Annotated in this window: 16 protein-coding genes; 11 read left to right on the top strand and 5 right to left on the bottom strand. The window is 33.9% G+C overall.

Annotated elements, in window-relative coordinates; genetic code table 11:
- Positions 1-84 precede the first annotated feature (84 nt).
- Genes AC2DZ0_RS07515 through AC2DZ0_RS07505 form a run of 3 tightly spaced genes read left to right on the top strand, consistent with a single transcriptional unit; the run spans position 85 to position 1,733 of the window.
- Positions 85-288 carry a (4Fe-4S)-binding protein gene (locus AC2DZ0_RS07515; RefSeq protein WP_484644701.1) on the top strand — a complete coding sequence of 68 codons (204 nt, stop codon included), beginning with the start codon at positions 85-87 and terminating at the stop codon, positions 286-288.
- Position 289: 1 nt separating this feature from the next.
- A complete protein-coding gene (locus tag AC2DZ0_RS07510) occupies positions 290-625 on the top strand; it encodes an avidin-fold protein (protein ID WP_484644699.1) in 336 nt (111 codons plus the stop codon).
- 31 nt (positions 626-656) lie between these two features.
- A complete protein-coding gene (locus AC2DZ0_RS07505) occupies positions 657-1,733 on the top strand; it encodes a glycoside hydrolase family protein (protein ID WP_484644698.1) in 1,077 nt (358 codons plus the stop codon).
- A 102-nt stretch (positions 1,734-1,835) separates the two neighbouring features.
- Here AC2DZ0_RS07505 and AC2DZ0_RS07500 read toward each other — a convergent pair whose 3' ends face one another.
- Positions 1,836-2,810 carry a hypothetical protein gene (locus AC2DZ0_RS07500; RefSeq protein ID WP_484644697.1) on the bottom strand — a complete coding sequence of 325 codons (975 nt, stop codon included), beginning with the start codon at positions 2,808-2,810 and terminating at the stop codon, positions 1,836-1,838.
- A 224-nt stretch (positions 2,811-3,034) separates the two neighbouring features.
- Between AC2DZ0_RS07500 and AC2DZ0_RS07495 the strand changes: the two genes are divergently transcribed.
- The 4 genes from AC2DZ0_RS07495 to AC2DZ0_RS07480 all read left to right on the top strand — a co-directional run bounded on the left by AC2DZ0_RS07495 (position 3,035) and on the right by AC2DZ0_RS07480 (position 7,175).
- The gene (locus tag AC2DZ0_RS07495) at positions 3,035-3,766 is read left to right on the top strand and encodes a hypothetical protein (RefSeq protein WP_484644695.1); all 732 of its coding nucleotides are present in this window, start codon (positions 3,035-3,037) and stop codon (positions 3,764-3,766) included.
- Between the two features lie 18 nt (positions 3,767-3,784).
- Positions 3,785-4,663 (top strand): helix-turn-helix domain-containing protein, encoded by an 879-nt coding sequence (locus tag AC2DZ0_RS07490; RefSeq protein WP_484644694.1) that lies wholly within the window; start codon positions 3,785-3,787, stop codon positions 4,661-4,663.
- 92 nt (positions 4,664-4,755) lie between these two features.
- Positions 4,756-5,631 (top strand): nuclear transport factor 2 family protein, encoded by an 876-nt coding sequence (locus AC2DZ0_RS07485; RefSeq protein WP_484644692.1) that lies wholly within the window; start codon positions 4,756-4,758, stop codon positions 5,629-5,631.
- Between the two features lie 125 nt (positions 5,632-5,756).
- The gene (locus AC2DZ0_RS07480; RefSeq protein WP_484644691.1) at positions 5,757-7,175 is read left to right on the top strand and encodes a DUF3500 domain-containing protein; all 1,419 of its coding nucleotides are present in this window, start codon (positions 5,757-5,759) and stop codon (positions 7,173-7,175) included.
- A 163-nt stretch (positions 7,176-7,338) separates the two neighbouring features.
- Here AC2DZ0_RS07480 and AC2DZ0_RS07475 read toward each other — a convergent pair whose 3' ends face one another.
- The 3 genes from AC2DZ0_RS07475 to AC2DZ0_RS07465 form a co-directional block, all read right to left on the bottom strand.
- On the bottom strand, positions 7,339-7,953 hold the full coding sequence (locus tag AC2DZ0_RS07475) for a GTP cyclohydrolase (protein WP_484644690.1): 615 nt from the start codon (positions 7,951-7,953) through the stop codon (positions 7,339-7,341).
- A gap of 13 nt (positions 7,954-7,966) precedes the next feature.
- Positions 7,967-10,324 carry a TonB-dependent receptor gene (locus tag AC2DZ0_RS07470; protein WP_484644688.1) on the bottom strand — a complete coding sequence of 786 codons (2,358 nt, stop codon included), beginning with the start codon at positions 10,322-10,324 and terminating at the stop codon, positions 7,967-7,969.
- Between the two features lie 79 nt (positions 10,325-10,403).
- Positions 10,404-10,802 carry a MerC domain-containing protein gene (locus AC2DZ0_RS07465; protein WP_484644687.1) on the bottom strand — a complete coding sequence of 133 codons (399 nt, stop codon included), beginning with the start codon at positions 10,800-10,802 and terminating at the stop codon, positions 10,404-10,406.
- A gap of 113 nt (positions 10,803-10,915) precedes the next feature.
- On the opposite strand from AC2DZ0_RS07465, the gene AC2DZ0_RS07460 reads away from it, so the two are divergent.
- Positions 10,916-11,332: a Fur family transcriptional regulator gene (locus tag AC2DZ0_RS07460; RefSeq protein ID WP_484644685.1), complete on the top strand. Its 417-nt coding sequence runs from the start codon at positions 10,916-10,918 to the stop codon at positions 11,330-11,332.
- Between the two features lie 20 nt (positions 11,333-11,352).
- On the opposite strand, the gene AC2DZ0_RS07455 is transcribed toward AC2DZ0_RS07460, so the two are convergent.
- Entirely contained in the window at positions 11,353-13,662 is a 2,310-nt protein-coding gene (locus AC2DZ0_RS07455; protein ID WP_484644684.1) for a patatin-like phospholipase family protein, read from the bottom strand.
- A 187-nt stretch (positions 13,663-13,849) separates the two neighbouring features.
- On the opposite strand from AC2DZ0_RS07455, the gene AC2DZ0_RS07450 reads away from it, so the two are divergent.
- The 3 genes from AC2DZ0_RS07450 to AC2DZ0_RS07440 are packed head-to-tail and all read left to right on the top strand — an operon-like array spanning position 13,850 to position 20,648.
- The gene (locus AC2DZ0_RS07450) at positions 13,850-16,675 is read left to right on the top strand and encodes a hypothetical protein (RefSeq protein ID WP_484644683.1); all 2,826 of its coding nucleotides are present in this window, start codon (positions 13,850-13,852) and stop codon (positions 16,673-16,675) included.
- Positions 16,672-19,107, top strand: a complete 2,436-nt coding sequence (locus AC2DZ0_RS07445; RefSeq protein WP_484644681.1) for a glycoside hydrolase family 2 TIM barrel-domain containing protein — start codon at positions 16,672-16,674, stop codon at positions 19,105-19,107. The genes AC2DZ0_RS07450 and AC2DZ0_RS07445 overlap by 4 nt, the downstream gene beginning before the upstream one ends.
- 2 nt (positions 19,108-19,109) lie before the next feature.
- A complete protein-coding gene (locus AC2DZ0_RS07440; RefSeq protein WP_484644680.1) occupies positions 19,110-20,648 on the top strand; it encodes a sulfatase in 1,539 nt (512 codons plus the stop codon).
- Positions 20,649-20,739: the final 91 nt, after the last annotated feature.

Genomic DNA, 20,739 nt, shown 5'->3' with positions numbered 1-20,739 from the left:
TGGGTTCTCAGCTAGAATGCAGTTCTTTTTTTTAGAAGAAATAATATATGTAACTTACAAAGAATCAATTGTAAATTATTTATGATGAAATCTAAAGAATATAATAATGGAGAAATAACCGTATTGTGGCAGCCTGAAAAATGTATTCATGCTGCGGTTTGTGTAAAAACATTGCCAGAAGTTTACCAACCTAATGAAGTGCCTTGGGTAAATATAAATCAAGCGACTACAGATCAATTAAAACATCAAGTAGGACTTTGTCCTTCAGGCGCTTTGTCTATTAAATGAAATGAATTATAACAATAAAAAATTTAGAGCGGTTACGAATTCTGAATTTGGTGAAACTACAGAAGAAACTGTTTTTCTATATTATCAAAGTGGAGCTATTTTAAAAGGAACCTACAGCGGAGGGTCTGTAATAAAAGGACAGTTGCTCGGTTCTGTTTCTTTGGATGGTACCATTGATATGTGTTATCATCAAATAAATACTAAAGGAGAATTAAAGTCGGGTATATGCAAGTCTATACCTGAAATTCTATCTAACGGTAAAGTCCGTTTGCATGAATCTTGGAAATGGACCTCTGGGGGAACTGAAAGTGGAAATTCAATTATTGAAGAATTCTAAAGTGATTACAAAAATTAAAATATAGGGATACATGAATAAAATATTAATCATTGCCGTTTTTTTTATAGCCTGGAATTCAAATGCTCAAGGTTCTACCGATGATTTGGATTTAGCATCTAAGCTACAAGAAGTATCAGAAATAAATATTTTAAGGGATAAAAACTATCACAATTGGGGGTCTTCAATTGTGAAAACAAAAGATGGGAAATATCATTTGTTTTATGCACAAATGTCAAAAAAGCTTGGGTTTAGTACTTGGCTGACAGATGGCATTGTATCTCATGCCGTTTCTGAGAATCCAGCGGGGCCATATAAGTTTAAAGAAGTGGTTTTAAAAGGAAGAGGAAATGGATATTGGGATGCTCATACAGCTCATAATCCCCGCATCAAAAATTTTGATGGGAAATATTATTTATATTATATGTCTACAAATGTTGGGGATAGAGAATTATCATCTGCAGAATGGGAACAGGCAAGGAAAAGTGGTATTTCAAATGAATATAGAGCATTGGTAAGAGAAAACCAACGTATTGGAGTTGCTGTTGCTAACAGTGTTGATGGACCATGGGAGCGTTTTGATAAGCCGCTAGTAGAACCTGCCGGACCGATTGCTCAAATTACCTGTAACCCAGCTTTAGCGGAAAGACCGGAAGGCGGTTATATCATGATTTTAAGAGGCGATAAACCAAATGTAGCATATGCGAATGGTATTTCACCAAGCCAGTCAGAATTGGTAAGAAGTCAAGCGATTGCCTTGTCTAAAAGTCCACTTGGTCCTTGGGAAATTCAACCAAAAGCAGCTGTAGGAAATTTGAATTCTGAAGACCCTGCGATTTGGTATGATCAAAAGAGGAAGCGCTATTATGGAATTTATCATGCTTTTGGTTATATGGGAATGATTACTTCCACGGATAGTTTAAATTGGGAGAAAGCGAAGCATTATAAAGTATTGGATAAAGCAATTAAAAAAACGGACGGTACCGAAGTTTCTGTCCATCGTTTGGAACGACCTTATATTTATGTTGAAAATGGAGAGGCTTTGGTTCTAACCGTGGCAGCCTTGGATATGGAGGGAAATGCTTATTCTTTGTTTATTCCTTTAAAATAAATTTGTGGGGAGTGAGTAGCAGCTAAAAAAGATTATATCTTCTGAGTTTTTTTAAAAGTTTGTTTTTTAATAAGTATCAAGGGATAATGTTTTCTGATAAAATTATAGATTTACTCTGAACTGCTCAATCTTTAATGTGGCGTTTCCCGTGTAAACTTCATATCCAGCATTGATGCTTTTAAGCCATGTATTTGGTAAAGCAATATTGGTTTCGGCTAATGCTCTCAGTTCAGGTGTGAGATTTACATATGGCAAATAATCTTTAGTGATTTGAATGACTTCTTTTACGTTGATTTTTAAAATGTCAGGTAACTCCGTATTTCCGTATGGGATAAATTTCAAGTGAGTTTTATTATTCTTATCTCCTGAATTGATAAAAAATTTATATCGAACCGCATAAGTATATGTTTTTCCATCGATAGTGAGGAGGTAAGGTTTCAAGCTTTTGTCGGAGTTTCTAGCGAAATACCAATGTGTGTTTTTAGTATTTTCGTCCAACGGTTTGTCTTCAACACTATCATTGAAATTGTGATGAGCGTGCATAATTACTAAATCGTAATCTCGTTCACTAGCCACAGGTTCACTTATTGCAGTTCCATAATTATCAAAAATAAAGTTGATAGAAGCCATCCATTTATCATCAGCGTTATTAGCTTCTAATTGGCTTGTTTTAAAATCAAAAGTCAAAGTATTAGAGATGTCTTTCAATTGTACTGGCATTCCAACTACTGCTTTATCAGAAACCCAATAATTATTTCCGAAACTTACACTTCCAATAGTGATACTTGGGTAAGAGTCCATTCCTTGTCCGCCTTCATCGAAATATTCTAAAACATAACTTCCTCCATGACTTTCGTTGAATTTGGTATCTAAAAAATACATCTGACTAAAATTTTCATCCAAATACATTTTCAATGTATGATCCGGAATTATAGTTTCTGCACCTGTTACATAAACTTTTTCAGCTGGTGGTATATTCTCAATAATTTCATTTTCTTCTGGTGATGAACAAGCCATAAAAAATGAAGCAATGTAGAAACTCAGCATATAATAGATGGTCTTTTTATTATTCAGCATAGCGGATTAAAGTTTTGTTGAGGTAAATTTACTAGTAACATGTCACTTAGAAGTTCTTTTGTAATCTGTAATGGTTTGGTAATTGTCAATATCAAATTATGTTAGTTTATAACTTCTTATTAACGTATTTTAGGAAAGTAAGACTTTAAAAAAAAGTATTTTTGTAAAAGTTTTATCTATTTAAAATAATTATGATGTTGAACTGGTTTTCGTCTGGCTTAAAAATGTATTGGTTAGTTTTAATTTGTGCTTTGTTTTTTCAAGGAGCTGTTGCGCAAGAAGAACATGATGTTGTGGAGATACCTGAACCTTTAATGTTTGATTTGGTAAGAGGGTTAGGAGCAAAGAAAGGAGAGTTAGAAATCAATGCTTTGGCTGATTTTCCTGTAAACAACAGTGCCATTCGTGGTGTGGAATGGGCACCCGAAATTGAATATGCTTTGTTTGATAATTTTGCCGTGGAATTAGAATTTCCTATGAATGATTTTGAATTGGAAGCCTATAAAATGGCTATTCAATGGACGATGGGAAGTTCAAAAAACAATAAATTTATTCATGGTATTCAAGTGATAGGAGAGTCGTATACGCATTTAGATTTATTGGAATTGAACTTTTTATATGTACCCGCTTATCGATTTAATGAGGTTTGGAGTGCCATAGGTTTATTTGGTTTGATGCTTGAATCTGGAAATGATGCAGCAGAAAAAAAATATACGATTCTGTTAAATGCTTCGATATTTGCGGATATCAATAAAAAAACTGTAGTTGGTCTAGAAATAAACAACTCAGATCCTACCTTTCAGGGTTTGGATAATAACGAAATGGAATTGTTAATTTTACCTCAAGTGCATTTCGAATTTGAAAAAGGGTATTCTCTACAGCTCGGGGTTGGTACAAAGTTTTATGAAAATCAGTCAGATTTATCAGGTGTGGCTAGAATAATTAAAACATTTTAATTCAATCACAACCATGCTATGATAGAGAAAATTCCACACATTATTTTCAATCCTGATTCGGAAGAAAATTTTGGTTTTGAAATTGTCCCTATTGAGAGAATTGCTGGAAAGAAAAAAGCCCAAGGACATGATCCGGAAAAGCCACATCAATTAAAGTTTTACAATTTTATTTTTTATACAAGTGGAACCGGACGACATTATATTGATTTTAAGTGGTATCCTGTTAAAAAAAACACACTAGTTTATCTCACCAAGGACCAAATTAATGCCTTTGAGTTTTCTAAAGACTTAAAAGGTTATTGTTTGATATTCACAGAAGCTTATTTTGTGAGCTGTTTCCCAAATATCACAGAGGATTTTGTGTTTCGTTTGTTCAACTCTCAGTTGTTCTCTCCAATACTACAAATCCCGGGTGGTTCAGATTTTGAACGATACTTTCAATTGTTACAGGCAGAATATAAAGTCGCTAACTCTTTTAATCAAAGAAATGTAGTTAATTCTTTATTTGTTATTTTGTTGTCTAAGGCAGAGAGTATTAGGAAAACTAGAACCATAGAAATAAAAGATACTTCTAAAACACGTTGTTTTCATCGTTTTATCCTTTCAATTGAAAAGAATTTTAGAACTACTAGATCTGCAACGTTTTACGCAAGTGAGTTAGCAATTACCTATAAACATTTAAATACTATCTGTAAGGAACTTGCTCATAAAACAGCCAAAAATGTGATTGATGATTTTGTTATTCTTCAAGCAAAAAGAAGATTGATCAATGCTAGAATTAAAAGTACGGATTTAGCTTATGAACTCGGGTTTGATGACCCTACAAATTTCACTAAGTATTTTAAGAAAAATACAAGTTTCACCCCAAATTCTTTTGTAAAGTCATTAGATAAATGATTTTGGTTCGATTTTAACCATTTTTATCCCGATTTGTATCTTATTGATTGTACCAAGTTGTACCATCTTTGTAGTAACAAAAATCTACAAATATGAAACGTTTATTTACAACATTGGCAGTTACGTTAGTTATCATCTCATGTAATACTGCAAAAAAGAAAGTCAAAGAAAACACAAATCAAAAAATGGAAACTAAAATGGAATTATCAAACAAAGAAAAAGCAGCAGCCCTAATTAAAAGTTTAGAAACTGGAGACAAATCAACTATTACCTATATAAACCCTGAGAAGTATATACAGCATAATCTTATGGTTGGGGATGGATTGAAAGGATTTGGTGAAGTGTTACACAATGCCCCAGAAGGTGGTTTTAAGGCCGATGTGATTAGGTCTTTTCAAGATGGTGACTATACCTTTTCTCAAACTAAATATGATTTTTTTGGTCCCAAAATAGGATTTGATGTTTTCCGTTTTGAAAATGGACTCATCGTGGAGCATTGGGATAATCTAATTACAATTCAACCGAACAACCCTAGTGGTAGAAGTCAGATTGATGGTGCGACTGAATTAACTGATTTGGATAAAACAGAGGAAAATAGAAAAGTTGTAGAGAATTTTATTGATTCGATATTATTCAAACATCAATCGAATTACACGGATTATATAAACCCAGAAAAATATATTCAACACAATCCTGCAGTAGCTGATGGCTTAGAGGGATTCGGTGCTGCAATGCAATATTTTGCTGAGAATGGACTGGTGATGGAGTATGATAAAACACATAAAGTATTGGCAGAAGGAAATTTTGTTTTGAGTATTAGTGAGGGGAAGTTCGGAAAAGGAGAGGCCACTTCTTTTTATGATCTATTTAGATTAGAAAATGGGTTGATAGTGGAGCATTGGGATGTTATTGAAACTATTTTACCTGAGAGTGAACATAAAAATAGTAACGGTAAATTCAATTTTTAAGAATCCCTATTGATACATTGGATAAAACGTAAAAGGTTCAGGAATATATTTTCTGGGCCTTTTTTAGTAGGGTGATTTTTAGTTTAACTGTTTTATAAATAGAAATAACCAAACTAAATAAATGTATGATGAAAAGAAATTACCTAACAATTGTATTAATAGCGTGTTTTATAACAAGCGTGATATCCTGTAAACAGGAAAGTGAAACCTGTACAGACAGCGTTTGGTATTTAGATAATGATGGTGATAATTTAGGAGATCCTTCAGAAAGTATCACGGCTTGTGAGCAACCAGATGGCTATGTCTCGAATAATAACGACGATGATGATAGTGGTTCTGTTAAGGTGGATTGTGATGTCGAAAATGAGGCGAATCAATCAGAAGTTCAGGAAATAGAAGTAATGAGACAAACAATGCTTACTTTTCGTAATTCATTAGCTACTTCCTTACTAACAGAAGCAGCAAACTGTTTGGCTGATGAACGATTTTATCTCTGGCACAATACACCTAATGGAGGAGGTAATTCAAGAGACGGAATTATTTATGGTGATTTATCTGAAGAACAATTAGAAAATTTTAAAGAATTGTTACAGTTGTTTTTAAGCGAAAGTGGCTATCAGAAAGTAGATGAAATAACTATGTTAGCAGAAGGTTTATTAAATGAATCGTCCCCTTCGGTATGGAGTCCTGATTATTATTCAATTGATTTATTTGGAGATCCGGAAAATAGTGGATCTTGGGGATTTCAACTTGATGGACACCATTTGGCAGTTAATTTTTTAGTGCATGGTGATAAAGTGTCAATTGTGCCAGCTTTTTTAGGTGGTGAGCCTGCTGTTTCATCGTTTAACGGAACTGAATTTGATATTTTTAAAGATGAAAGAGATTTAGGGTTGGCATTATTTAATGGGTTGACAGATAATGAAACTCCAAATGCGGTCAGTTCTGAAGGACATTCCATGGAGGTAGGTCCAGCTTCCTCTCCCGGAAGTGTTGATCCTTACCGCGGCAGTTATGATTATTCTGGATTTAGTGGCATTGGTTTAAAATATTCTGATATGTCCGCCCAGACACAAGCAAACCTTATTCTTGTGATGAAAGAATATGTCTATAATATGACAACTACTTTTGCTGATGAGTGGTGGGCTGATATTATGGTAAACATAGAAGATACGTATTTTGTTTGGAAGGATGAAGTAGATAACCCAAATGCAACTTCACCGTTCTATTATCGAATTTACAATCCTTATTTATGGGTAGAGTACAATTCTGAAAATGCCTTAGGAGGTGGTGGTGCAGATTATAACCATGTACATACCATAACAAGAATACCAAATGGACCTGCTACAGACAATGGTGGGGATTATGGAGTTTTCGCAGAGGTGATTAATAAAAAAGGGTATAAAACACTATATGAGCATTATGCGACTACCGATCATCACAAAGTGAGTAAAATGTTATTTGATTATTCTATAATAAAGAGTAATGTTACCCATGAGCATCATTTGCATAATCATACGCATCATGAACATTCCATCTATTAAAAGTTGATACTTTATATAATTAGAATACAAAGAGGGATTGCTAAAGCTATTCCTCTTTTGTTTACGAATTGTTTTTAGTTTATTACTTGATATAACAATGTGTGCCAATAAAAAAATCCCATTTCATAGAAATGGGATTTTTTTATTATTTGAAGGGAAGTTATTATTCAATATTTAAAACAAAAGTCAGATCAAAGTCAGTGTCACCGTCTGTAGCTCCCGTGCTAGAAGATTTGATATCTGGTTGATGCTGTAATCTAATAGTAAAAGTCCCTGCTGCTTGTAATGCAGAGGCAGATGTTGTCCATGTAGTTTGTAAACCTAATGGGTTCTGGTTTTCGTCAAAATCTAAATAATTGATAGTGCTTGAACCTGAAATGTTTCCAGTTCCAGTTGGATTAGAAAAAGCACCGTCTGTAAATCCAAAGAAAATCTGGTGTTCATCAGCTTCTTCGTCTATTTCTTCTCCGATGTTCTCTCCAGGAGTTTCTAAATTATTCATAATTTCAAACGTAAGTGTGTACTCTGTGTCCGGAGTAAGAGTAATCTCATCTATGATTTCCAACTCTTCTACACCTTCACCATCTGGATCTTGTGCTCTAGCTTCAACAACAGGTCCTGTAGTTGGTGTGAAAATTAGTTTAATATCTGTGATGATTTCCTCATGATTTTCTTCTTCAGGAATTTCATCGTCATCATTGTCACAACTAGTGAATGTTACTCCGGTAAAAAGAATTGCAATTAGGCTGTAGATTTTCAAGTTTTTGATTGTTTTCATTTTTAGTAATTTATTAATTAATTGTATAGTTAAGAGTTAAAAGGAAATTTCTTCCGGGTTCGTCTGCAAATAGACGCATTTCATTTAAATAATCTCGATATGAGGTATTGGATACATTTTGAATAGTGAATCCTGTTTTAATTTTTTTCCATTGAAAGTTCCAAGAGATGTCTAGTAAGAAATAACCATCAGGAGCATCTTTAAAATCAAAGATGGGAGTTTCAGGAGTAATTATTTCTGAACCATCGATTAAATCTTCTGGAGGAACCGTTCTTGGTGCTTGGTACTGTTTGAAGGTGTAGCTTGGTTTAATGGCAATTGTAGAGTTTTCTAAACTTCCAAGTTTCGCTTTTTTCCACTCTAATTTATAACTAAGTGAGGTGGGAGGTTGGTTGATCAAAGGTTCATTTTCAGTTATGTTTTTTGACCACAAATAGCTCAAACCAAAGGTCCCTGCAAGTTGCCCAGTAAATTCATGTTTCCAACTATAATCGGTACCTAAGAAAACAGCATCAGATTGAACATAAATATAAGCAGGCATCGGACCTCGAATGGTGCCATAAACGCCATATGGACGATCGTAAATAAAATTCTCTATATAATGTCCATAAAGTGTAATATGGTGTGAATTATTCGTATTGTGTGTTGAAAACTCATTAATGAATTTATAGCCTTTTTCCGGTGCTACCTTAGAGTCTTTCATAGAAATGACTTTGTCAGTTTTTAGGTCACCATCGTCGTTGGTGTAATATCTTAGCAAACCAAAACTATTTTTAAAACCATGTTGCCCAAAGCTATATAATTCAGCCATGTTCGGGGAACGCCATGCGGTACCTATATTGGATCTAAATGTACTGTGATGATTTATTTTTCTGACAAACCCGAAGCTTGAAGATAAATTTGAAAAACTGTAGTTGTCCTTAAAAACATCATTGTTAGATTCTCTTCCTCTTACATCACTTGTTTCGTGATCAAATCGAAAACCTATTTCATAAGTGGTTTTATTAAATGACTTGCTTTCTGTTATAAAACCACTGATTCTGTTTGTGTTATAGTTTGGGATGAATGGTGTGGTACCCGTTCCTGGATTATTGTCATTGTCTTGGTTAAAAACTTGCAGTCCAATCAGGCCATCAAATTTCAACCACTCAGGGTGTTTCCATTCTAATTGATAGTCAGAAGTAGTTAAATCTAAATTTATGATGGGTTTGTCTGCATTTCTTCTAACATCATACTCTTTTCTCAGATTGAGTTGTTTTCCTGCTATTAGAGTAAGTTTTGCATCATCAGCATAATACCAGTTGATTGCCGCTTTTGCTAAATGATGTGTTGTAAGTTGGTTAGGCTCATTTATATCATATGAAAAAGGTCTGATAAAAAGAGGCCTGTCAGAATTGATAGCTTTCACAAAGGTTTCTCCACTTTCAGCAATGGAAGATCTAAGAAATGCTAAATTCTGATCAATATAACTGTAATACAATTTAAAATCAAAATCTTTTAAATGATAACGCGTTCCTAATCCAAAAGATTTTTCTTCTTTTCCCGAATTGGTTAGCATATAATCAGGTGCATGTTTGTCACCGATTTTAGTGTAGTTTCCATTGATAAAATAACTCCATTTTTCAAAACCTGTTCCTGTTTCAAAACCTGCATTATATCCTTTTCCGTTACTTTGGAAGCTTGTACCAATTTGGGCATAAGTAGATTTGTTTAAATGCATAGGGTTAGGGTTTATATTGATGGCACCACCTATGGCTTCTGGACCAAATCTAACACCCGCAGCTCCTTTGATAATCGTAATAGAGTTTGCAGCAGAAATATCTATTTCTGGAGCATGATCTGTACCCCAATTTTGAAAACCATGTTTTATTCCATTGTTAAGAACTAAAATTCTATTACCGTACAACCCGTGGATAACTGGGAGTTGGACATTATTCCCAGAGGATACAAAAGTAACTCCTTGCGTTTCAGCTAATACTGTAGCCATAGACTGTGTTGGGTTTAACTGAATTTCAGCCTTGTTCACATTAATTTGAGAAATAGTAACGGTTCCTTCCTTTTTTTTGTTTTGGGCTTCTATTAGAACAGTTTCTAAGCCCATAACTTCTTGAGTTAAAAAAATATGAGGAGATTTACCATGTTGGTGATTGTGTTCACAAATGGTATCGCAATATCCAAAACAGGATATGATGAGTGTATTAGCCTCGCTACATAAATTTTCAATCAAAAATTTTCCGTGAATATCAGTAGTTGTGTATTTCTCAGTGCCTTGAATCCTTACGGTAACATAAGGGATGGGTTGCTTGGTTTCATTATCTAAAATTTCACCAGTTACACTATGGCTACAAGTCGAATCTTGGGCTTGTATCATGCATATTTGAAAAATAAATATGAGAATAAAATAAAAGCGTTTTCTTTTAGGATTCATCAGTAGGGAAAGGATCTGAGTTTTATTTTGCAACACAACATTTATTTTCGTTACACCTGCAAAATTTAATATTATACAAGTGTAAAAGAATTAATAGGGTAGAAGGAATGTAAATTATTTCTTCAGGGATATTGATATGTGCCAATTTTTCATTTAAAATAATTAAAAACATCCATATCCAGCTTGTCCATAAACCTAATAAAACCCATTTGTTATTTTGTGTTTTGTGAATTTTACAGACCGCATAAAATGATAGCGGTAAGAACACATAATCCAAAATAGGCCACCAATTTGGAGTCAACTGGGAACTGTTAAGGTTAGCAGTGCTAACAAATAATATAGGTGTTGCTAGGCAGTGTAGCGAGCATAAAAATGCAGCTATAGCACCAAGGAAATCATTTTTTATTGTGTATGTGGACATAATATTCTATTAACGCAACTAAGTTGCAAATATATAAAAAATTAACAAACGCAACAATGTTGCTTTAATAAAATATTTATATTATTTTTGAAATCACAACTAAGGTGTATCATATGAATTTAGAATTGGTTTTAAAGGAGCATGGATTGAGAAAAACAACTTTTAGAAAGGAGTTGTTAGATGCGTTCTATAAATCTAACTCTTCCCTTACGGCGGATGAAGTGAAATCCAGAGTAGGAGAGAATACGGATAGGGTAACTGTTTATAGAGCCTTGGATGCTTTTGAGAAGAAAGGATTGATTCATCGTGTTCCTGATAAAAACAATCTAACTCGTTACGCTTTGTGCCAAAGTAAATGTAGTGCAGATGCGCATTTACATAACCATGCACATTTTATTTGTAATGGTTGTAATGAAACATTTTGTATTAATGATGTTGAAATTCCTAAGATCAAGGATGCGAAAGGATTTCGAATAACCAAATCTAAATTGACATTGGAAGGTAGTTGTCCGAACTGTAGTAATTTTTAATAAAATATTACATCAACATTTTACGGGTTAAAATGATAACCTATTCCTAAAAAGAGCCGTGCTCCACTAATTTTGTTTGCCCAAGAAATGTCAAAATCTACAGGACCGATAATAGAGTTATATGATGTTGTGAGCCCAACCGTAGTAAGTAAACTTGTTTGTGTTTGTGTTACCCATTGGCCAGTAGGTTTATAAAAATCTTTGAGATAGTTATTAAAGTCACCAAAACCAACTGAGGCAATATTTACATGTGGAGTAAAGTAAATACTTGAAACAGGAGAATATTGGGCAGAAAGAGCTAACATATTAAACTGTGTTACAGCTAATTCATTTTCTTCCAAACCAGGTGTTATAAAGGCATCATATCTAGGACGTTCAATATTACCTCCTAAGAAAAAGTTCGCGGCATATCCAAAACTGTCATAGCTTATTTTGCTTCCATTATCATTGAAAAAAGTATGTCCACCGGTAACACCAATAATACCTGTTAGCTTTTTGTTTATTGGAATTCGTTTTTCAAACTTATATCTAAATCTAGTAAAGGTACTTAAGGCTCCTTCAGTATCAGGAATGTTAAATTCATCCAATGACTCTGCAATCATGTTATTAAGCACAGAAGTACTCAGTTTTACCTTAAAAAAAGTTCCTTTTTCAGCATAGAAAACCTTGTCTAAGGTATTGTGAATATATTGAGCATAGATATCAATGTTTTTGAAATCATAATGGTCCAAACTATATATATTGTCACTTATACTTGGGTCAATTTTGGGTTTTAGTCTGTTCCAATCATAAGTAAATCCAAGCCCAATATAATTTCTAAATGAATCAAGATTAAAATTTATTTGATTGTCAAATTGAATGTGTTCATTTCTAAGATCTCCTGAATATTGCCCAACAAAGAAGGTTTTTTGATCTAATTTTTCTCCATATAAATCAGATCTAAACCACCAATCTTTATTTCTTCCAAAGTTTTTCTGGTATTGTAATCTATAACGTAAATCGTTGGATAAATCAACACTTGCAATTATTCTAGAGGATTCTCCTAGTAAATTCCTTCCAGTGTAATTCAGAAATAAGCCGACTCCTCTGAAGTCATCAAAATGAAGAGATCCTTTAAATAGGTGCGTTGTTTTTTCTTTTGCGGTAATTTTTAAACCAGATTTATTTTTATAACGAAATAAGTGAAATGAAATGGCATCAAATAAATTAGTCCCTAAGGCATTATGTGAGGCCGCCTTGATTTCGTCTAAAGTGTAATATTCATTAGTGTTTAAGTTAATTCTTGATCTAAAAAGATCCATATTTCCTTTGCTAATACCTTCTATTACGATAGAATCCAACAAAACCTTATTTGCAACATTTGGTAATTCAGGTTTTAACTGTTTGAAATTTTTTATTTTTTCAGCAATTGCCGTAAGTCCAGCAATATTTTCTTTAGTAGCAATTTTACCTTCTTGATAAATTTCCACATTCTTGCCAAAACTCCCCGTAGAGTGCGTGAGGTATTTTGTATGGTCGATTAAAACGTCACATAACTTTTTATTTTCAGGAACCTTTAAATTGGAGGCTAGCATAGCACTTTGAAACACTACAGTAACAGGACTATCTAGTTTCTCTTTAGGTTCCATTCCTCCTCCTACGTCACTTCCGATAATAATATCAGCCCCCCATTTTTTAGCAATATCTGTAGGGAAGTTATTCAAAACACCGCCATCCACTAATAGTACATCTTTATATTCCATTGGAGCAAAGACTGCTGGGATAGACATACTAGACCTCATTGCAAAACTCAAAGAACCTTGATCAAGAATTATCTCTTTTCCGTTTACTATATCTGTAGCAACTGCTCTGAACGGTATAGGTAAACTATCAAAATCTTTTATATTGTTGACAGGATAAGTCATTTCATTAAAAAATGCATTGATGTTTTGATCACTGATGATGGATGTTTTTTTTCGAACCTTTCCTTTTTCCCATTCTAATTCTACTAAATATCTTTTGTATTCACTTTTTTCCTCATTACTTACAGCAGTTACAGGAATGTTGCTGCTAAAGAGTTTAGTCCAGTCTGTGTTTTGAGAAACTGCAGCGATACTATCACCAGAATAACCACTGGCGTATAGTGCTCCAACAATGCTACCCATACTTGTTCCAATAATAACATCCGGTACAATCCCTAGGGAGTCCATAGCCTGTAATGTTGGGATATGTGCAATTCCTTTTGCTCCACCACCACTAAGTACAAGAGCCACTTTTGGTTTGGAGGTTTGTGCTATTCCACAAAAGCCAATAAATAAGATACAAAGGAAGATTGTAAAGTTTCTTTTCATAGCATTAAGATCGATGTGTCAAATTTACATAGATTCAATGTAATAACAAGTAAAGAATGTTATTTCAGTTGTAATAGCGATTGGTTGATTTCAATTTCAATCAATAACTGTAGCGTACAAATTGTGTATGTACAGAGACAATTTGCTAAATTGTTTTAACTTTATTTGGATTACTAAAATGATAAATATGAAAATAGTATTAAAGATTGCATTTGTATTTTGTTCACTCACCCTTTTTGCCATAAATAATAAAATTGATGCAAAGAAAAAATCTGCTATCCAAAGTATAGAAACCGGCTTGACCATTTTAAAAGTAAGAAATGCGCGAGCCAAAAGTAAACCGTTTATTGTTGCCTCTAGTTATGAAGGAACTGTAGTTGGATATTCCTATGAAGGTAAAAAGTTATGGGAGAATAAAATGTCAGGTTTTATGAACCATGATCTGTGGTGTGAGGATATCACGGGAGATGGAAATGATGAAGTTTTGTTAGCTAATGCAGACGGTAAAATTTATTGCTTAGATGTTAAAGGAAATTTGTTGTGGGAGTATGGTGCAGGTATTACACCAATGTATGCAGTTAGTGTGATACATAAAAATAAGCAAGCATATGTTGTTGCTGGCGGATTTGATAAAAAAATATATTATTTGTCTTCTACTGGAGCATTAATAAAAGAAATTCCAACTTCGGTTTTCTCCATTGAAAAACCGTATAAAAGTGCGACCAAAATAATTCCAAAACCTAATGAATGTGTTGCTAATTTTATTAGAAAGATAAAAAATTCTGAAGGTCAAGAAATTCTTGTCATTTTAGGAAGTAACAACCATATGCAAGTGGCGGGAACTTTATATTTTTTCAATCCATTGGAAGAAAAACCATTTAGAAAAAAGAAAATTTCAGTTGATAAAAAAACTAGGGGGAAACTGAGAATTCGCCCGTTAGGAGATTTCCAAGTGTATGATATCAATAATGATGGCAATGAGGAGATTATTTTGGGTGCTTCAGCACATGCAAATGATCTTTTAGTTTCTACTTATGATTTTAGTAATGATGTTTTTAGTTTTCATCCAATAAAAAAAGTGAAATTTGGTTATGACATTGCGCATACTGTGGTGTTAAAGGAAAAAAATAAAACTGAATATGTGACTAGAGTGGGAAGTCAAATCCATATTTACGAGCCTGATTCTGCAGACAAGGATGTAGAAAGGTTGACTGCTAAATATGCTTATAATGATATGCGTTTCAATGCAGATACTCAAAAACTTTTATTAGCAAGTACTCAAAGTGGAGGAAGTTGTATACATGTTATTGATGTGAACAATAATAAGTGGAAAAATGAATTTATCAAACTAGAGCCAACAGGTAAAATGGCGGCTATAATTCATAATGCAGCCAAGATTAGAAAAGATTTACAATCGTTTGAAAAACCAACATATGAAGAAGTTTCGCAATCGGTTTATTTGATGACAGAAAAAGTACCTGCGAATCTTGAGAGTTTAAAAAGATCTTTAGAGAAAAAATATAAGAATCCTATTTTTTTAAATTCTTTGCATATGAGGTATGTTGAGAATTGGGATAGATCTGCAGTAACGAATGAGAAATATAAAAAATCTAGGGATCGTAGAAAAAAATATACTTTAACTCAAGAGCAGGCAGTAAAACAAATAAGTGATAGTTATGTTGGAGCTCCAGGAATTGCTTATTGGGCAGGACATGGGAATGATCCTTATATGTTTCACATAAGTACTACAAAAAAGGTTATTGATAAAGCTGCCGGTAAAAAAACGGTGCTGATTTATCCAGAAATGGAAGATCATTCAAAGAAAAATTTAGACTTTTTAGTGAATGATTTAGTATATCCCTTAGCTGACTATGCAAAAGGTAAAAACACAAATATATTTTTGAGATCCAAAAATGTATTTTGGTTGGGGTCAAATTATTTAGAATCATGGGCAAAATTAATGTCTGGTGAATATGCTGATGTTTTTGTTCCTTCCATGGAAGAAACAACAGATAAAACAATGGAGTTGAGTTTGGCAGGTAGAATGGGAATGTGGACCAGTGGTGCAGTAAATAGCTGGGGAACAAGAGCGGTACCAGATAATACGGCTTTTGATAGATCCAAACAACTTGGATACCAAAGATTGCCGAGTCATTTTTTAAGAATGTTAGTTTTTCATACTGCAAATGGTGCCCAATTCATTAATAATTTTGCGGTAAATCAAGACTATCAAAGTATATATTGGGAATTAATAGCACGAGGAGCTTTGTATGTTCCTAAAAGAAATGAAATTTTAAGTATTTCTCCTGTTCATGTAAGTATGAAATCTCCTGATCATCATTTTATGAATGAAGGCTCTAACGGTAAGTGGACCACTTTTTATGATGAAGAGTATGAAAAGAAGAATGCCTTTGTTTTTAGCCGAATGAATGGAACATGGCCTGGAGCGGCTGTTACTGAATATGATTTTTCTAGATATGCAGCAGGTGTTAAAGAGAGAAGGTTGAATTTTCTAGCACCTTATGAAAAAGGGCTTGTTTTGATAACACCACCTCAAGAGGGAGTATATGCTCAGAAAAATGTAGAAAGAGCTCCGCTAGAGGAAAATTTACATCCTATTTATAAAAAGAATCTTACTGAATTTATCACGGATGGTCATCATTACTACTCAGCAGATGGAAAAGAAACGTATCCGGCAGATACATATTACAAAGTAATCGAAGAGAAGATAAAAGAATCTGCTAAAATTTTACCACTTACTGTTTCTGGTGATGTTGCATGGGTATCAGCGCAAACGGCTCCAAAACACATTCGATTGACCTTAATTGATAATGGATACATCAACCCTAAAGAAAGCACTGCTGTGGTTAAATTTAATAGAACAGATATAGAAAAAATAAAAGATATTTTGACTGGAGAAGAATTTAAAAAATCAAAAGAGAATACAACAAATATAGAGATTCCACTTGGCGCATTTAGATTTATTGATATTGAATTAAAGAAGAGTCTATGAGAAATTTAATTTTCTTTATAATTACTGCGTTTGCGATTACTGTGTTGCCAGCTCAGAAAAAAAATGGACTAGAAAAAAGAGTTGTAGAAAGTTTTAATAAGGATTGGGCATTAAAATTAGAAGATGATGCAAGTTTTAAGGATGTTGACTTTGATGATTCCCAATGGCGTAAATTAATCTTACCTCATGATTGGAGTATTGAAGGGGAATTCGACCCGAAAAATACAGGGAGAAATGCTTGGTTGCCGGGAGGTGTTGGATGGTATCGAAAAAGTTTTCAATTACCTAAATCAGCAAAAGGAAAGTATATTCAGATCCAGTTTGACGGTGTTTATAGACATGCTCAAGTATATGTTAATGGAGAACATGTTGGTGCGCAATATGACGGTTATACAAGTTTTTATTTTGATATATCTCACTGTGTAGTATTTGATAAACCAAACACCATTGCGGTCAAAGTAGATAATTCTGTGCAGCCTAATTGTCGTTGGTATAGTGGTTCTGGGATCTATAGAAATACCTGGTTGACCATTAGTAATGCAACGCATATTGAAAATTGGGGTACCTATATCACAACACCCGAAATAAGTAAAGAACAAGCGAAAGTAAAAGTAGAAACTACAATTGAGAACTTTAAAAACCGAGGGAAACTAGTCTTAGAATCCACAATTTATGATCAATCGGGTATAGAAGTTGCCATTTCTAGAACACAAATACTAGCAAGTTTAAGAAAAGATTATACTGTAAATCAGGAGCTTAATATAGAAAATCCGATATTTTGGAATTTGGAAAGTCCTCATGTCTATAAAGTTATCTCTAGAATATGGGAAGGTGAGACCTTGTTAGATGATTATGAAAGTAGTTTTGGAGTTCGTAACATTGAATTTCGTGATAAGGAAGGTTTTTTTCTAAACGGAATGCACACAAAACTAAAAGGAGTTTGTTTGCATCATGATGCTGGAGATCTAGGAGCGGCTGTTCCCATAGAGGTTTGGAGATCAAAATTGAATACTTTAAAAGAAATAGGTTGCAATGCTATTAGAACTGCCCATAATGCTACGGCTCCGGAGTTTATGGATCTTTGTGATGAATTGGGTTTTTTAGTTATGGATGAGTTTGTCGATAAATGGTATGACAATCAACCTTATGCTTCTGCGAAAAAAAGCAAGAGTAATTTTTTTAATCCTAGTGGATTTGGTGATCCTAACTTTTATTTAGAATGGAGGAAAAATTATGAAGAGACAGTAAAAAGAGATAGAAATCATCCAAGTGTCATCATATGGAGTGTGGGGAATGAAAATCATAGTCCAGGTGATGTACGTCAAAAGTTGGGACTCAAAACCTATGCGGGATTTGTAAGAACATTAGATCCTACAAGACCTGTGATTTCTGGGATGGAACGTGGGAGAGATGGTAATCCAACAGATAAAGTAGATGCTATTATTGAAACCTGTAAAGAGATGGATTTAATTGCACTTAATTATGGGGAACAATGGTGTAAAGCGATTTCTAAAAAAGCTCCGGGAAAACCTTATGTGAGTACTGAAAGTTATGTCTATTTTAATAGTACACCAGAAAAAAGATTTTCCAATATTGAAAGAGCTCCCTGGTTAGATGTTATGGAAAATCCATTTAACATGGGTCTTTTTTTGTGGGTAGGGATAGACTATTTAGGGGAGGCCAAGAATTTTCCTGCAACCGGAACTAATTGTGGGCTCATAGATAAAGCAGGGTTTAGAAAGGAAATCTCATATTTATATGAAGCCTTTTGGTCAGAAAAACCAATGGTAAGAATTGCTGTTTATAAAGATGATGCTGAAGATTTTTCGAAATCAGGAAGATGGTGGTTCCCAAAAATAATGGAGACATGGAATTTTGAAAAAAATGAGGTGAAAGACATTGTTACCTATACCAATTGTGATGCGGTAGATCTCTATATAAATTCAAAAAAAATAGGTAGGCAAAATTTGTCTGATTTTGAAAATTGGATTGTCAAGTGGAAGAAAGTGAAATTTAATGCAGGAAAAATTAAGGCTGTAGGGATAATAGAAGGAAAAGAAGTTTGTGAGTTTGAGTTAAAAACGGCTAAACGATTAAAGAAAATTAAGATTACAACACCTAAAAAGGAGTTGAAGCCAAATGAAGTGATAGAACTGATTGTTGAATTACAAGATAGTTCTGGAACATTGGTGCGAGCGGCAAAGAATCTTTCTGTGAATGTTGAAGGAAATGCTGATGTTTTAGCATTTAGTAATGGTGATATGTCTGATATTAAAAGCGCATCAGATAAGAGCCAATGTCTTACTCAAGATGGTAAATGTAAATTGTTTTTAAAAGCAGGAAAGAAAGAAGGCAAGCTTAAAATAAATATTTCATCGGAAGATAAAATGAACACAACATTGAATTTGAAAATAAAAGGAAGCAAGAAATAATTATGGATAGAAGCATTAAGAATTGGATGTTGTTGTGTTGCATTGCAATCAGTACAATGAGTTGTAGTACCTCAAAAAATGAGAAACAGAAAAATAAAAAGCCAAACATTGTTTTTATTTTAGTTGATGATTTAGGGTATGCTGATGTTGGGTTTAATGGATCAACGTGGTTTGAAACTCCGAATTTAGATGCGTTGTCAAAAGAAAGTTTGGTTTTGGATAATGCTTACATGTATCCTACTTGCTCTCCTTCAAGAACGGCAATTTTTACTGGGAAACAGTCTTTTAGAACAGGGGTCTATACAGTTCCTGTATTGGAAAAAGGGACCGCTGAGGAAAATGTGTTTTCCCGTTGGACGGTAGAGAAAAAACATCCCATATATGCAGAGCCATTAGCAGAGGTTGGTTACAAGTCAATTCATATTGGGAAATGGCATATTGTTGGTCCAAATCCTTCTGAAGAGTTGGCTATGAAATTTCCCTTGCAGCAAAAATTATCACAACCTGATCCAGGTGACTATAGTTGGGCTGAGGAGCATAAAAAACCATTTACGCAACAGTTTTATCCAAGAGGGAGAGGGTTTATAAAAAATGTTGGAGGTACCTATCGTGGTGATCCTGCTTTAGAACCTGGTGGTTATAAAAGTGAATCAGGAGGCTATTGGGCTCCTTTTAGCAATCCATTTATAGAGCCCAAATCAACAGATAATTGGTTAACAGATAGAATGACAGATGAAGCTATAGAATTCATGGACTTGCATAAAGAAGAGCCTTTTTTAATTAATTTAAACTATTACGCTGTGCATGCTCCTGTTAGAGCTAGAAGCGAGGCATTATTGAAAAAATATTTAGAGAAACCAGTGGATTCAATACATGGTCAAGGGATGCATGTGAAAGAGAAACGCAGAGAATATCATGCAGGATATGCCACAATGGTGGAGTCTGTTGATAACAATGTTCAACGCATTTTAGACTATTTAGATCAAAGTGGTTTGAGAGAAAATACAATGATAGTTTTTACCTCGGATAATGGGTATCATGGAGGGCAAAGCAATAATAAATTACTGAGAGGAGCAAAAGGATATATTTATGAGGGAGGTTTAAGGGTGCCAATGCTTGTCAATTGGCCAGGCAAGGTAAAACCAAGAAGAAGTAGTGCGGCCGTTACTTGTATGGATGTTTTTCCTACTTTAATGGATGTAGCAGGGGTTGAAAATTATGCGGGTGTTTTGGATGGGAATTCTGTTACAGATATTTTTAAAGAAGATACAGAGTTGTTTCAAAGCCGCCCCCTTTTTTGGCATGTAGCAAGTCAATATAAACATGGAGCTTGCTCTGTAATCAGAAAGGGTAATTATAAATTGATTCAGTTCTTAGCAACAGGTAAAGTTGAGTTGTATAATCTTTTACAAGATCAGGCAGAATCAAAAGATTTGTCAGAATTAGAAAAGAGTAAAAAGCAAGAGTTGTTACAGGAATTGGTTGCTTGGAGAAAATCAAATAAAGTGCCTTTACCTCCAAATGCGGTTATGGAATTCTAGTTTTAAAGAACTAAAGAATTTGAACAATAGTACTTAGGGCTTTTTTAACAAGTTATTTTTTCTAAATTAAATGCCTGAGGTTACTTGTTTT

The sequence above is a fragment of the Flavicella sp. IMCC45668 genome, assembly GCF_057219105.1.
The sequence above is the reverse complement of the archived record's forward strand: the minus strand, read 5'-3'. Positions and strand labels throughout refer to the sequence as shown.

Bases quoted from the DNA above. Each gene is read 5' to 3' on its own strand.
- AC2DZ0_RS07515 (WP_484644701.1), top strand. From the start codon at position 85: ATGAAATCTAAAGAATATAATAATGGAGAAATAACCGTATTGTGGCAG.
- AC2DZ0_RS07510 (WP_484644699.1), top strand. From the start codon at position 290: ATGAATTATAACAATAAAAAATTTAGAGCGGTTACGAATTCTGAATTT.
- AC2DZ0_RS07505 (WP_484644698.1), top strand. From the start codon at position 657: ATGAATAAAATATTAATCATTGCCGTTTTTTTTATAGCCTGGAATTCA.
- AC2DZ0_RS07500 (WP_484644697.1), bottom strand. From the start codon at position 2,810: ATGCTGAATAATAAAAAGACCATCTATTATATGCTGAGTTTCTACATT.
- AC2DZ0_RS07495 (WP_484644695.1), top strand. From the start codon at position 3,035: ATGTATTGGTTAGTTTTAATTTGTGCTTTGTTTTTTCAAGGAGCTGTT.
- AC2DZ0_RS07490 (WP_484644694.1), top strand. From the start codon at position 3,785: ATGATAGAGAAAATTCCACACATTATTTTCAATCCTGATTCGGAAGAA.
- AC2DZ0_RS07485 (WP_484644692.1), top strand. From the start codon at position 4,756: ATGAAACGTTTATTTACAACATTGGCAGTTACGTTAGTTATCATCTCA.
- AC2DZ0_RS07480 (WP_484644691.1), top strand. From the start codon at position 5,757: ATGATGAAAAGAAATTACCTAACAATTGTATTAATAGCGTGTTTTATA.
- AC2DZ0_RS07475 (WP_484644690.1), bottom strand. From the start codon at position 7,953: ATGAAAACAATCAAAAACTTGAAAATCTACAGCCTAATTGCAATTCTT.
- AC2DZ0_RS07470 (WP_484644688.1), bottom strand. From the start codon at position 10,324: ATGATACAAGCCCAAGATTCGACTTGTAGCCATAGTGTAACTGGTGAA.
- AC2DZ0_RS07465 (WP_484644687.1), bottom strand. From the start codon at position 10,802: ATGTCCACATACACAATAAAAAATGATTTCCTTGGTGCTATAGCTGCA.
- AC2DZ0_RS07460 (WP_484644685.1), top strand. From the start codon at position 10,916: ATGAATTTAGAATTGGTTTTAAAGGAGCATGGATTGAGAAAAACAACT.
- AC2DZ0_RS07455 (WP_484644684.1), bottom strand. From the start codon at position 13,662: ATGAAAAGAAACTTTACAATCTTCCTTTGTATCTTATTTATTGGCTTT.
- AC2DZ0_RS07450 (WP_484644683.1), top strand. From the start codon at position 13,850: ATGAAAATAGTATTAAAGATTGCATTTGTATTTTGTTCACTCACCCTT.
- AC2DZ0_RS07445 (WP_484644681.1), top strand. From the start codon at position 16,672: ATGAGAAATTTAATTTTCTTTATAATTACTGCGTTTGCGATTACTGTG.
- AC2DZ0_RS07440 (WP_484644680.1), top strand. From the start codon at position 19,110: ATGGATAGAAGCATTAAGAATTGGATGTTGTTGTGTTGCATTGCAATC.